Source organism: Burkholderia cenocepacia (genome assembly GCF_900446215.1).
GTDB lineage: Bacteria > Pseudomonadota > Gammaproteobacteria > Burkholderiales > Burkholderiaceae > Burkholderia > Burkholderia cenocepacia.
Map to the genome: position 1 here is coordinate 1,372,337 of NZ_UAQZ01000001.1, position 13,151 is coordinate 1,385,487.

At 64.6% G+C, this 13,151-nt stretch carries 9 protein-coding genes; 4 read left to right on the forward strand and 5 right to left on the reverse strand.

Annotated features, from left to right (window positions below):
• The first annotated feature begins 33 nt into the window (after positions 1–33).
• Positions 34–753 carry an OmpA family protein gene (locus DTA15_RS06310; protein ID WP_012493034.1) on the forward strand — a complete coding sequence of 240 codons (720 nt, stop codon included), beginning with the start codon at positions 34–36 and terminating at the stop codon, positions 751–753.
• Positions 754–858: 105 nt separating this feature from the next.
• Here the strand turns inward: DTA15_RS06310 and DTA15_RS38495 are convergent, their stop codons facing one another.
• Complete coding sequence (locus DTA15_RS38495; RefSeq protein WP_162470860.1) at positions 859–1,116, reverse strand: hypothetical protein; 258 nt, start codon at positions 1,114–1,116, stop codon at positions 859–861.
• Here DTA15_RS38495 and DTA15_RS06315 point away from each other — a divergent pair.
• Positions 1,048–1,767, forward strand: a complete 720-nt coding sequence (locus DTA15_RS06315) for a response regulator (RefSeq protein ID WP_006489563.1) — start codon at positions 1,048–1,050, stop codon at positions 1,765–1,767. The two genes, DTA15_RS38495 and DTA15_RS06315, sit on opposite strands and share 69 nt — an antisense overlap.
• A 132-nt stretch (positions 1,768–1,899) precedes the next feature.
• Here the strand turns inward: DTA15_RS06315 and DTA15_RS06320 are convergent, their stop codons facing one another.
• The 4 genes from DTA15_RS06320 to DTA15_RS39385 all read right to left on the reverse strand — a co-directional run bounded on the left by DTA15_RS06320 (position 1,900) and on the right by DTA15_RS39385 (position 11,655).
• Entirely contained in the window at positions 1,900–2,592 is a 693-nt protein-coding gene (locus DTA15_RS06320) for a response regulator (protein ID WP_006489567.1), read from the reverse strand.
• A 236-nt stretch (positions 2,593–2,828) separates the two neighbouring features.
• Positions 2,829–7,481 (reverse strand): ESPR-type extended signal peptide-containing protein, encoded by a 4,653-nt coding sequence (locus DTA15_RS06325; RefSeq protein WP_006489568.1) that lies wholly within the window; start codon positions 7,479–7,481, stop codon positions 2,829–2,831.
• A 372-nt stretch (positions 7,482–7,853) separates the two neighbouring features.
• Positions 7,854–10,715 (reverse strand): ESPR-type extended signal peptide-containing protein, encoded by a 2,862-nt coding sequence (locus DTA15_RS06330; RefSeq protein WP_006489549.1) that lies wholly within the window; start codon positions 10,713–10,715, stop codon positions 7,854–7,856.
• 325 nt (positions 10,716–11,040) lie between these two features.
• On the reverse strand, positions 11,041–11,655 hold the full coding sequence (locus tag DTA15_RS39385; RefSeq protein ID WP_269447268.1) for a hemagglutinin: 615 nt from the start codon (positions 11,653–11,655) through the stop codon (positions 11,041–11,043).
• 920 nt (positions 11,656–12,575) lie between these two features.
• Here DTA15_RS39385 and DTA15_RS38500 point away from each other — a divergent pair.
• Together DTA15_RS38500 and DTA15_RS39415 are read left to right on the forward strand one after the other, a co-directional pair.
• Positions 12,576–12,728 carry a hypothetical protein gene (locus DTA15_RS38500; protein ID WP_154317711.1) on the forward strand — a complete coding sequence of 51 codons (153 nt, stop codon included), beginning with the start codon at positions 12,576–12,578 and terminating at the stop codon, positions 12,726–12,728.
• Positions 12,729–12,914: 186 nt separating this feature from the next.
• A complete protein-coding gene (locus tag DTA15_RS39415; RefSeq protein ID WP_077176148.1) occupies positions 12,915–13,091 on the forward strand; it encodes a hypothetical protein in 177 nt (58 codons plus the stop codon).
• Positions 13,092–13,151 lie beyond the last annotated feature (60 nt).

Below are 13,151 nucleotides of genomic sequence, written 5' to 3' on the forward strand. Positions count from 1 at the left end.
TTCAGGCGTCCGCCTTCGGGCGGACGTTTCACCATGACCATGAAAACTCTGTTGTTGCGTGCCGCATCGATCGGCGCGATCGCAATGGCGCTCGGTGCGTGCACGACGCAATCGGGCGTCACCTATGACATCCGCGCGGTGTCGATCCCGGGCAAGGCGGACAATGTGTTCCGCGTGAGCTGCGACGGGCTGCTCGGCAGCGCGAATTCCTGCGCCCGCGCGGCGGAAGAATTCTGCCGCGGCCAGGGTTTCACGCCGCTCGAGATGATCGACCGCGTGCGCAGCGGTGCGCCGATGAAGGATCCGCGCGAAATCACGTTCATGTGCGGCAAGCCGCAGCCGGTCGTTCAAGCCACGCCGCCGGCGCCGCCGCCGCCGCCGCAACCGGCCCCGCAGCCGGTTCCGCAGCGCCAGGTGCTGCTGCAGGGCGACGCGAACTTCGCGTTCGACAGCGCGGCGCTGACGCCGGACGCACGCGCGCAGCTCGACCGCTTCGTCGATATCAACAGCGGCATCGAATTCCGCCGCGTGGCGATCACGGGCTTCACCGATTCGACGGGCAGCAACACGCACAACCTCGCACTGTCGGCTTCGCGCGCCCGCAACGTGATGAACTACCTGCGCAGCAACGGCCTGAAGGCACAGTCGTTCGTCTCCGAAGGCCTCGGCGCCGCCGATCCGGTCGCGTCCAACGCGACTGCGGAAGGCCGTGCGCAGAACCGCCGTGTCGAGATCCGGATCGACGCGAAGTAACGCGTAACGGATCGCACGCCACTGGTACGCGCGGGGATCCGGTCGGCGCTGAGCCGATCGAAGGACGCTCCATCCATCCGCCCTGTACCCGGAACCGCCGGCTCGTCACAAGCCGGCGGTTTTTTTACGGGTGCGCACCCTGCGCCGGCCGCCGACGGCCGGGCCGATGGCTGATGCGCCCGTTTTCGTGCGAAGATAGCGCCCAATTACGATCCACGACGCCGCGATGCGCGCCGTCGCCGCCCGCCGGGCGGCGAGCAGGCCGCGACGATTGCCGCGCAAATCTGGACGACTATGGGAAGCTATCTGATACGCGTGGTACTGGCCGACGACCACCCGGCGATGCTCGTCGGTGTCGAGCACGGCCTGTCGTCGGTGCCGACGATCCAGTTGACCGGCAAGGCCGTCAATTCGACCGAGCTGATCCGCCTCGTCGAGGCTGGCGTGTGCGACGTCGTGGTGTCCGACTATGCGATGCCGGGCAGCGCGCACGGCGACGGCATCACGCTGTTCTCCTATCTCCAGCGCAATCATCCGGCCGTGAAGCTGGTCGTGCTGACCATGCTCGACAACCCGGCCGTGATCGGCGCGCTGACGCGGCTCGGCATCGAGTGCATCGTCAGCAAGTCCGACACGATCGATCACCTGATTCCCGCGATTCACGCGGCCGCGACGGGCGGCTCGTATTTCTCGCCGTCGGTCGAGAAGGTCGTGCGCACGCTCACGTCGCATTCGAGCGCGCGGGCCGCCGATCAGAAGCGCGAGCTCAGCGACCGCGAACTCGAAGTCGTGCGGCTCTATGCGTCGGGCCTCACGGTCAACGAGATCGCCGACCAGCTCAGCCGCAGCAAGAAGACGATCAGCACGCAGAAAGCGCGCGCGATGGAAAAGCTCGGGATCGAGAAGGACATCGACCTGCTGCGCTATGCGATCGAGCACGGAATCGTCGCCGCATCGGCCAGCGAAGGGCGGGGCGGCGATGCCAATGAGGAAGGCAGAGTCGATCCGGCCTGACGGCAGGCGTGACGATGCCGGCCGCGCGAGATGGCGGCCATGAAGGACGGTGAGTGCGCCAGCTCGTACCGGTGCACCGATGCCCCGGCGCCGCAAGGTCGCCGGGGCTTTTTGTTTCAGGTCGCGGTGGCGTTATGCGTTCGCTTCGTCGCTGCGCACGGGCGGCGCATAGCCGTAGTCGGTCACGAGCCCGCACGCGATCGCGTAGCGAACCAGGTCGACGTCGCGCTCGATGCCGAGCTTCTGCATCGCCGAGCTTTTCTGCGTGCTGATCGTCTTCTTGCTGCGGTTCAGCTTTTCGGCGATTTCGTTGACCGACAGCCCCGACGCAAAGAGGCGAATCACCTCGACCTCGCGCACCGACAGCGCGGGCGCCTTGCCGCCGACGCTGCCTGTGTTGCGCAGGATCCGGTCCATCGATGGCGACAGGTAGCGGCCGTTCGTATAAGCCGCGTGGATCGCCATCGTCAGGTGATTGGGCATGTCCGACTTGCTGACGATGCACGCGATGCCGATATCCATCAGCGCGCGCAGCGCCACCGCGTTCTCCATCATCGTCATCACGACGATCTTCAGGCCCGGAAACCGCTTGAGCAGGATCGTGAACATCGCGAGGCCGTCGCCGTATTCGGTGCCCGGCATCGCATAGTCGGACACCAGCACATCGCACGGGTGATGCGACAGCGCGTCCATCAGCTCCGTCGAGTTGTGCGCGGTCGCGACGACCGCGACGGTGTTCGTGGCCGACAGCTCGTAGCGGGCGCCGATGACGACAGCCGGATGATCGTCGGCGATCACGATGCGAATGGGGAAGGTTCTGTTCATATTGGTCTCACGCGTCGTGTCGCGCAGGGCGGCACGCGTGTTTCACTCGGTTGAAAGAAAGGGGTTCGGTGCATGCGGGCCACTGCAGAGCGCGCGACGGAAAGCCGCGTGTGGGGCGGACGCGCCGACGGCCGGTGGCGACTCCTGGCGGAATCGGCACCGGCCGTCGGCCGAACGACGGGGGGATCGCTCCCCCCGTTTCGGAGCGATGCGCCGCGCGAGGCGGCGCGATCGGGTCAGAACTCATAGCCGACCTGGGCACGCACACCGGCGTCGCCGACCGACGTGAGCGACGCCGCGCCGTTCACCAGCCACTTGCCGTTGCGCGAGCGGTAGGTCGCGCCGGCGGCGATCGCCGAGCCGCTCTTGAAGTTCGCGGTGCCGACGGCCACCACCGTCTTGCCCGGCGCCGACGGCGTCATGTTCGGCATCGCCATCGCGGCTGCGATACCGGCATACGCATTCTTCGCGACGTCGTTGATCGCGCGGTTCGTGTCGTTGAAGCGTGCGTCGACGGATTCCATCGCGCGGTCGAGCTGGCCCTTCGTCGCGGCGTCGGACGCGTTGATGCCGTCCGCGATGTTGACGAGGCGGCGGTTGCCTTCTTCCGTGCCGTTGCCGAACGACACGGTGTTCGTTTCGGTTGCCACCGAACCCTGGCCGATCGCGACCGAGCCGCTGCCCGTGGCCGACGCGCCCTGGCCGAGCGCCGTGCTGTTCTCGCCCGAGGCGAGCGAACCCTGGCCGATCGCCGTGCCGTTGTTGCCGGATGCGATCGCGCCCTGGCCGACAGCCGAGCCGTTGTTGCCCGATGCGACCGCGCCCTGGCCGATGGCCGAGCTGTTCGCGCCCGATGCGTCCGCACCGTCGCCGACAACGATCGAGCCGGGGCCGCCCGTGCCGGGAGTGCCGCTGCCATCGCCGGGGCCGCCTGGGCCGCTGCCGCCGGCGTTTTGTTCAAGCGAGCCGACGCGACCGTCGAGATCGCTGAACTTGTCATTCAGCGCGCTCAGCTGACCGAAGTTCACGGCGTCGTAGGGATTCACGCCATCGGCGACGTTCGTCAGGATCACCGGTGCTGCGCCGATGCCGCCGAGGGTCACGGAGCCGAAGTTCGGCGTTCCATCGCCGTTAAGGTCGTAACGCACCGACAGCGGATCGCTCGCGCCGAAGGCGGCCGCAGCCTGGATTGCCTGCTCGACGGTCGAGTATTTCGTGCCGTTGATGTCGAACGACACGTTGGTGAGCTTGCCGTCGGCATCGACCGTCGAGGTCCCGCCGAGCGCGGATGCGACGCTTTCCGACACGCCGTGCAGCTGCATACCGTTGATCGCTTCGGTGCTTGCAGCCGAGACGGCGCCAGCGTCGACGCCCGTCAGCTTGCGGTTGCCCGCGGTGCCGGCGAAGTTGACCGCCGCGCCGTCGGTGTTCGCGCCGACCGTCAGGTCGTCTCCGGCGCTGGCCTGCTGGACGAGGCCGAGCGAGCCGCTGCCGATCTGGTCGGCCAGCTTCGTGATTGCTCCTTCGTTCACCGTCACGCGGTTGTCGAGGCTGGTGATCGAGCCTTCGTTGGCTGTCACGCGGTTGTCGATGTTCGTGATCGTGGTTTCGCTGGTCGTCATGCGGCCGTCGAGGTTGGTGATCGACGTTTCGTTGTTCGTGACGCGACCATCGAGACTCGTGATTGAGGCGTTCGTCGTTGAAAGGCCTGCGTTCATCTGGCCGACGTTGACGGCGTCCGAATCGAGCGTGCCTTCGGCGATGCCCGACAGCTTGCGATTGCCCGCCGTGCCGGCGAAATTCACCGCGGCGCCGTCGGCGTTCGCGCCGACCGTCAGGTCGGCACCGGCGTTGGCCTGCCGGACGAGGCCGAGCGACCCGCTGCCGATTTCGTCGGCGAGCTTGGTGATCGCGCCTTCGTTGATCGTCACGCGGTTGTCGATGTTCGTGATCGCGGTTTCGCTGGTCGTCATGCGGCCGTCGAGGTTGGTGATCGACGTTTCGTTGCTCGTGACACGACCGTCGAGGTTAGTGATCGACGTTTCGTTGCTCGTGACGCGGCCGTCGAGATTCGTGATCGCGGTTTCGTTGCTCGTGACGCGGCCGTCGAGATTCGTGATCGCGGTTTCGCTGGTCGTCATGCGGCCGTCGAGGTTGGTGATCGACGTCTCGTTGTTCGTGACGCGGCCGTCGAGATTCGTGATCGCGGTTTCGTTGCTCGTGACGCGGCCGTCGAGATTCGTGATCGCGGTTTCGTTGTTCGTGACGCGACCGTCGAGATTCGTGATCGTGGTTTCGTTGCTCGTGACGCGACCGTCGAGATTCGTGATCGTGGTTTCGTTGCTCGTGACGCGACCATCGAGACTCGTGATCGAGGCGTTCGTCGTTGACAGGCCTGCGTTCATCTGGCCGACGTTCACGGCGTCCGAATCGAGCGTGCCGGTTGCGATGCCCGACAGCTTGCGATCGCCCGCCGTGCCGGCGAAGTTCACCGCGGCGCCATCGGTGTTCGCGCCGACCGTCAGGTCGGCACCGGCTGCCGATTGCTGGACGAGGCCGATGGTGCCGCTCGACAGTTCGCTCAGTTGATCGTTGATCGACTTGATCTCGGTCGTGTGCTGGGTGATGTTGTCCTTCGCGATCGTCATGTCGCTGCCGAGCTCGGCGACTTGCGTGCTGGTCGTCGAAAGCGTGGCGTTCGTCTCGGCGAGGTTGGTGTTGGTGGTCGACAGCGCTGTGTTCGTTGCAGCGAGCGTAGTGTTGGTGGTCGACAGCTCGGCATTCGTCGCGGTGATCGCGGCGTTCGTCGTCGACAGGCCTGCGTTCATCTGGCCGACGTTGACGGCGTCCGAATCCAGCGTGCCGGTTGCGATGCCCGACAGCTTGCGGTCGCCCGCCGTGCCGGCGAAGTTGACCGCCGCGCCGTCGGTGTTCGCGCCGACCGTCAGGTCGGCTCCGGCTGCCGACTGCTGGACGAGGCCGATGGTTCCGCTCGACAGATCGCTCAACTGGTCGTTGATCGACTTGATTTCGGTCGTGTGCGTGGCGATGTTGTCTTTCGCGGTTGTCATGTCGCCGTTCAGCGCGGCAATCTGCGTATTGGCCGTCGACAGCGTCGCGTTGGTGTCGGCGAGCGTGGTGTTGGTCGTCGAGAGGGTCGCGTTCGTCGTCGAAAGCATGGCGTTCGTCGCAGCGATCGCGGCGTTCGTGGTCGACAAGCCTGCGTTCATCTGGCCGACGTTGACGGCGTCCGAATCGAGCGTGCCTTCGGCGATGCCCGACAGCTTGCGGTCGCCCGCCGTGCCGGCGAAGTTCACTGCCGCACCGTCGGTGTTCGCGCCGACCGTCAGGTCGTCACCGGCTGCCGATTGTTGGACGAGGCCTATGGTGCCGCTCGACAGTTCGCTCAGTTGATCGTTGATCGACTTGATCTCGGTCGTGTGCGTGGCGATGTTGTCTTTCGCGATCGTCATGTCGCTGCCGAGCTCGGCGACTTGCGTGCTGGTCGTCGAAAGCGTCGCCTTCGTCTCGGCGAGGTTGGTGTTGGTGGTTGACAGCCCGGCATTCGTCGCGGCGATCGCGGCGTTCGTGGTCGACAAGCCTGCGTTCATCTGGCCGACGTTGACGGCGTCCGAATCGAGCGTGCCTTCGGCGATGCCCGACAGCTTGCGGTCGCCCGCCGTGCCGGCGAAGTTCACTGCCGCGCCGTCGGTGTTTGCGCCGACCGTCAGGTCGTCACCGGCGTTGGCCTGCTGGACGAGGCCGACCGTGCCATTCGACAACTCGCTCAGCTTGTCGTTGAGCTTCGTGATGTCGGACGTGTTCGTCGAGATACCGGTCTTCGCGGTTGTCATGTCGCCGTTCAGCGCGGCAATTTGCGTATTGGCCGTCGACAGCGTCGCGTTGGTGGTGGCGAGCGTGGTGTTGGTCGTCGAGAGGGTCGCGTTCGTCGTCGACAGCGTGGCGTTGGTTGCTGCCAGCGTCGAGTTGGTGGTCGAAAGCGATGCGTTGGTCGTGGACAGGGCCGTGTTCGTCGCGGCGATCGACGCGTTCGTGGTCGACAGGCCGGCGTTCATCTGGCCGACGTTCACCGCGTCGGTGTCGTCTATGCCTCGGTCCATGTTCGTGATACGCCGTTGCAGCATGATGTTGCCGACGGAGACGGTGTTAGCCGCGCTTGCGGTCGAGCCGCGCCCAAGCGCAACGCCATCCGTTGCATTGGTTGCGACACTGGAGTTCCGGCCGATTGCGACGCCGCCGATCTCGGAAACCGACGCAGCCGAACCGATGGAGACGGCCTCGAGGGCCGTGGCACCGACGCCATTGGTTGCGATGGCGCCGGGCCCGATCGCGACGGAGCGTCCGCCGACCGCGCTTGCGCCGTAGCCCACCGCCATCGAATAGTCCGAAACGCCCGATCCGGGCGCGGAACTTGCGTTGGCCAGTGCGCCACGGCCCACGGCGATATCGTTCTGGCCGGTGGTGGTCGCGTTGTATCCGATGGAGATCGCGCCGCTGCTCCCCGCCAGCGAGCCGGAACCGATCGCAATGGCGTTACCGCCGCCGATCGACGCCAAGCCGGTGCCACCTACTTTGATCCGGGCGTCGTCAAGCGTTGCCATCGTGCCGATCGCACCCATCGTACCGATCGCGCCGCCACCTGCCGCCTTGCACACGCCGGCCTCGTCGACCGTGCCGCTCGATCCGTCTTCCGTCGTGCACACTTCCGCTGCAGCCGCGCCGCCGATGGCGGTGCCACCCAGCGCGATCGCGATCAGCGCTTGTCGTGCGATGCGCGACGAGCCCTTCGAATGCGACTTCGCCGTTTCGGCTGCTGCCGTCCACGTGTTCGTCACGGCGTTCCACACGCTGCGATAGGTCTTGTTCATATCCCCACTCCTTTCAATTTGTCAGGCCTTGAGTTCATGGTAGGGATCGGCCTCGTCCTAATCAGTCATCCTTGGCTGATTCGAGATAGGCGTTGCGTAGGCCCAGTCCTACGCGCGCGAAGGCGTGCATGAAAGGGATGGAGAGAGAGAGGGGGGAAGAGGGGCGGCTGGCCATTCGGCCAACCGCAAGCGGGCCGTCGATGCGGCGCCGGCCATGTGCGGCGCGGCGCTTTCGAGGAAGAAGGAAAGCCTCGGCCGGCCGAGGCTTGTGTTGGAGCGACTGGGTGACCGCCCGCTTCCGGCACCGGGAGCGACTGCTCCGGGCGCCGGAAGACAGGCGTTTGGCGGGATTGCCAGGATTGAACCGATGGCTTACCAGTAGAACCCGCCGCCGATCACGCCGCCGACTTCGCCGCGGCTGCTCGTGTTGACCGCAGCCTTGACCGTCCACTTGCCGTCGCGGGTCATGTACGACAGACCCATCGCCGAGCCGTACTCGCCGCCGTACGTGCTGCCGGCCATCGACACGAACGTGCGGCCCGGCTGCGTCGACTGCGGCAGGCCTGCCACCGCCATCGCCGCGGCAACGCCGCCCATTGCGTCCTGACGCGCGCTGCTGACCGTGTTGTTCATCTGCTGCACGTTGACCGCGTCGGTCGGCGCCGTACCGGCCGCGACGTTCGTGATCTGGCGTTCGGCACCGGCGGAGCCGACAGACACTGCGTTATCGCGATCCGCGACCGAGCCCGCGCCGAGTGCGACCGAGTTGTTGCCGGACGCATTCGCGTTCTGACCGATTGCCGTGCTGCTGCCGCCCGAAGCGACCGCACCCTGGCCGAATGCCGAGCTGTTGTCGCCGGAGGCGACTGCACCCTGACCGGTTGCCGTGCCGTTGTTGCCCGAAGCAACCGCACCTTGACCGACCGCCGAACCGTTGTTGCCCGATGCGACCGAACCCTGACCGATGGCCGAGCTGTTCGATCCGGACGCGTCCGCGCCGTCGCCGACGACGATCGAGCCGGGGCCGCCCGTGCCGGTGCCGACACCGCTGCCCGAGCCACCGTCCGAGCCACCGCCTGCCTCGAGGTCGCCGACGCGGCCGGACAGGTCGCCGTACTTCTGCGCGAACTCCTGCTGCAGGGCATAGAGCTGGCTGCCGTTGACCGCGTCCATGCTCGTCGCGCTGATGTCGCCCGCCGCAACCCGGTGCAGGACCGTGCCGTTCGTGCCGGCGAAGGTCACGCTGTCGAACGACAAGCCGCTGTCGTACGTGACCGCGCCGACTTCCTTGCCCGAGTAGTCGATCAGGCCCGTCGCACGAAGCTGCGACACCGTCACGACGTCGTCGTCGGCCACGCCGTTGGCGACGCCGGACAGCACGCGTGCACCGCCGGTGCCGGCGAAGTTCACCATCGAGCCACCGCTGGCCGCGCCGACCGTGATCGCGCCGCTGGCCGGGTCCTGCTGGACGATGCCGAGCGTGCCGCTGCCGATCTGGGCCGCGAGGTTCGTGATCGCACCTTCGTTGATCGTGGTACGACCGTCGAGGTTGGTCACGGCATCGCCGACCGAGTTGACGACCTTCGTGCCGCCACTGCCGTCGCCGACCGTGAAGCTCGGCGCCGAGATCGAGCCGTCCGGGTTGACCGTCGAGCCGCCGCCGATCGCCGATGCGACGCTTTCCGACACGCCATGCAGTTGCGAGCCGTTCACGGCTTCGGTGCTGGCAGCCGACACGTCGCCGGCTGCGATGCCTGTCAGCTTACGGTTACCTGCCGTGCCGGCGAAGTTGACCGCTGCGCCGTCGGTGCTCGCGCCGACCGTGATGTTGTCGCCGGCGTTCGCTTGCTGGACGAGGCCGAGCGTGCCGCTGCCGATCTGGCTGGCGAGATCCGTGATCGCGCCTTCGTTGGTCGTCGTACGGCCGTCGAGGTTGGAGACCGCATCCGCGACCGTGCCGACCGTGGTCGTGCCGCCGTGACCGTCGCCGACCGTGAAGGACGGCGCCGAGATCGAGCCGTCCGGGTTGACCGTCGAGCCGCCGCCGATCGCCGATGCGACGCTTTCCGACACACCGTGCAGTTGCGAGCCGTTCACGGCTTCGGTGCTGGCTGCCGACACGTCGCCGGCTGCGACGCCCGTCAGCTTGCGGTTACCGGCCGTGCCGGCGAAGTTGACCGCCGCGCCATCCGTGTCCTTGCCGACGGTCAGGTTTGCGCCTGCACCGGCTTGCTGCACCAGGCCGACCGAGCCCGAGCCCACTGCGGTCTGCAGGTCGCTGATGTCGGTTTCAGCGGTATCCATGCGGGTGGTGAGGGCAGTCACGTTGCCGTTCGTGGTCGTCAGCGCGCCATCGAGGGCGCCGAGCGCACCGCCAATCGTGGTTTGCGTGCCGCCGTTGGCGAGCGTGTACGTGGGGCCGGTAACGGCGCCCGTCGTCGGATCGATGGCAGCGCCGCCACCGAGCGCGGTCACGACCGGCGCGAGCTGCGAGACGTTCACGACATCCGTATCGGCGATACCGGGCGAAACGTTGACAATTCGCCTCGTGAATGTATGACCGTCGATGTTGGGAACCCCTGCGCCGACGGAGACGGTATTGGATTCATGTGCAACGGAACCCATGCCGAGAGCCACGGCGTTGCTCGTACCGCTGGTGACATGCGAAATCGTGCCGATTGCCACGGAACCGGTGCCTTCCACAACCGCACCTCGACCGCTCCCTGTGGCGCCGCCAATGGCAATGCCGTAGCTTGCCGAAGCGGTGGAATAGGCACCCATCGCGAGCCCGGCGCTGCCGCTAGTTATTGTTGCGTTGGTTCCCAGCGCAACACCGTTTCCGGCGATCGAAGAGGCTCCGTTGCCAATCGCGATGTCGCTGGCATTGGTGGCATTGGCTGCCGTACCGGTACCCGTCCAGATCGAAATTCCATTGCCGCCGCTCCACCCGCCGGCCATGACGCCGATCGAGCTTGTGGTTTCCATCGGGCCGATCAAATTGTGAGTCGTGGTTTGACACACGCCAGCCGTATCGACCGTACCGTTCGCCCCGTCTTCTGCCGTACACACTTCCGCTGCGGCTGCAGCGCCGATTGCCGCTCCGCCCAATGCGATCGCGATCACAGCCTGCCGCGCCACGCGCGACGAACCTCTCGAATGCGACTTTGCCGTTTCGGCTGCCGCCGTCCATGTATTGGTCACGGCGTTCCAGATGCTGCGATAGGTCTTGTTCATTTCCCCACTCCTTACAGTTTGTCAGGTAACAAACTCATGGTAGGGATCGGCTCGGTCCGAATCTGTCGTCCTGGGCCTATTTGAGATAGCGATTGCGTAGGGCAAGTCTTACGATTTTCTTTCGATTGCGTCACCGAAGCTTAAACGTGCTCGGGCAGAAAAACGGGGGCGGGTGTAGGAGGCCCTCGAGCAAAGACCTGTCGCCCCGGCTTTAGGTGGGCGCCGCTGGGTCAGCACAGTCGACGCGTCCGGCATGAGGGTTTCCGTGTCCGGGAGCCGTGTATCGAATGACGTCAAGCTCGCTGGTGCGACGATGGTTTGGCGTTCACCGATCGCGCCGGTCACCGCATGCTCGTGAATCGTCGTGAATCCGCCGCGCAGCGAGTTCATGGCGCTGTGTAAGCGTGCCGTCGACGCCATCCACACGGGAGGACAGGTTCTTCACGCTGACGTTGTTCGCGTTCAGTTGCTTGCCGTTCACCGCGTCGTTGCTGGCGCTCGACACTTCGCCTTCACCCAAGCGCGTCAGCTTTCGGTCGCCGTCCGTGCTCGTGAAATTGACGGCCGCACCATTTTTAGCCTTACCGACGGTCAAATCCGCACCAGGTGACGATTGCTGCACCAGGCCGATGGTGCCGCTGTTCAGGTCGGCGCGGATTGCCGTGATGCCCTGCGTATGGTTCTCCGCTTGGGCACTGATCCCGTCGACCTTGGCGTCGAGTGTCGTGACACGATCGTCGATCGCATTTAGTTGGCGAAGGTTCACGGCGTCGGTGCCAGTTGTCCCGTCAGCCACGTTGACGATCTGGCGCTGCCGCGTGTCGGAGCCGACGGAAACCGTGTTCTCACGGTCGGGCGAGGCCCCGTAACCGAGCGCCACGGCGTTCGAGGCCGTGGCGCTGCTGGTCGGGCCAATGGCCGCTGATTTGCGCGTATGCATGCGTGCGAAGGCCCGTGGCAATGGCGGACTGCGCAGTTCAGCTATCGACAGCCTCCTACCGCACCTCAAGCACCAAACGCCAATGTATGAATACGCCTGCGATCCTCCTGGTCGCAAACCGTAGACCGTGCATGGTCTACGGTTTGCCACGCTTTCATTTGCGACGGTTTGAAGGTTAGAATTGCCGCCATGCACCGGACTTAAATTCCGGCACAAGCCGGCTGTCCTTGATGAGATATGCTGGTGAAGGTCTCACATCGAGTGGTTGAATTCGATGTACAAAGTGGACATATAGGCACTGAGACCATATGCTTTCTCAGAGGCGCGCTGGCCGTTCAAACCCAAAGGGCATAAAATGTTTAATGGGGCGTTATTCATTTTCGAAATATCAATCGTCGTTCTAATTATTGTTGAGTCGATCATCGAGGCCGTCCAGAACAACGGGGTGGGCAGGTGGTACTGGCTGATATGCGTATTTATGTCATTTGCTGGAATCATAGGCGCGACCTACATCCTGATGTTTCCCCTGGACTCTACCGGCAACAGCGAAAATTCTTCATCAGCAATATATCTGGCGCGAATCCCAATACAATTAATTTGCGTCGGGACACTTCTTTCCCTGATCGGCATAATCGTTTCATCAATCAGGCGAGGAGATAAAAATCGCGAATAATTAACTCAAAAAAACATTTCTCCCCTCAAAAAACGACGATTTATAAGAACCCACATTTGCCCTCGGGAGTAACGATAGACCGTGAGGGATAACTGCAACAACGCGCCGGTTTGCCGCTGGCTTGCGCCGAAACGTTGCATCAGGTCCGCGACCAGCTCACGGCACCGAGAAGGCATCAGAGTTAATAGGATGGTCCGCCCTCCCTGAATGGCGGATCCTAAAGCCCCGAAACCGTCGGAGAATGATCATGCGTGTCGTTTCTCACAGCTGCGCCGTCTACGGCGTCGACCTGGGCAAGACGACGTTTCACATCGCCGGAGCCGACCAGCATGGACAACCCGCCCTGAGAATCAAGCTTCGTCGTGATGCGTTGCTACATTCAGTCGATTGGCATCAATGAACCGCTCAAGCATCTCGCAGGATATAACAAACCCGTGAGCACCGGGGGGCTCCACCGCAAGCAGGCAACCCAGATGACAGGGTTTTGCCCCGATGTTACGACGACTGCTGGATCGCCCGGCTGCAGACAAGTCGATGATCATGAAGCCCCTCTTGATCGAGATCTTGTGAGGCTGAGCGGCAAGCCGTGTCTGATCTGCCATGGCGCGCGCTCGACGAGACGCCAAAAAATGGCCGGCGGACGGGGGCAACCCAGCCGGGAACAATTGCGATCGGGTCGAGAGCAAATGCAGCCGCAGAGTATGCTCTCGCGATTGGCCGATATGCAACGGCGGGCGCAGAGCGTAGCATGGCCCTTGGTTAATATTCCGTAGCAGATCGCCCCGATACACTCTCGGTCGGCTCGCCAGCGCAGCAACGTCAA

Excerpts from the sequence above, each read along its gene's own strand:
- DTA15_RS38500 (WP_154317711.1), top strand. The coding sequence starts at position 12,576 with ATGCGTGTCGTTTCTCACAGCTGCGCCGTCTACGGCGTCGACCTGGGC.
- DTA15_RS06310 (WP_012493034.1), top strand. The coding sequence starts at position 34 with ATGACCATGAAAACTCTGTTGTTGCGTGCCGCATCGATCGGCGCGATC.
- DTA15_RS06330 (WP_006489549.1), bottom strand. The coding sequence starts at position 10,715 with ATGAACAAGACCTATCGCAGCATCTGGAACGCCGTGACCAATACATGG.
- DTA15_RS39385 (WP_269447268.1), bottom strand. The coding sequence starts at position 11,655 with ATGCATACGCGCAAATCAGCGGCCATTGGCCCGACCAGCAGCGCCACG.
- DTA15_RS06325 (WP_006489568.1), bottom strand. The coding sequence starts at position 7,481 with ATGAACAAGACCTATCGCAGCGTGTGGAACGCCGTGACGAACACGTGG.
- DTA15_RS06315 (WP_006489563.1), top strand. The coding sequence starts at position 1,048 with ATGGGAAGCTATCTGATACGCGTGGTACTGGCCGACGACCACCCGGCG.
- DTA15_RS06320 (WP_006489567.1), bottom strand. The coding sequence starts at position 2,592 with ATGAACAGAACCTTCCCCATTCGCATCGTGATCGCCGACGATCATCCG.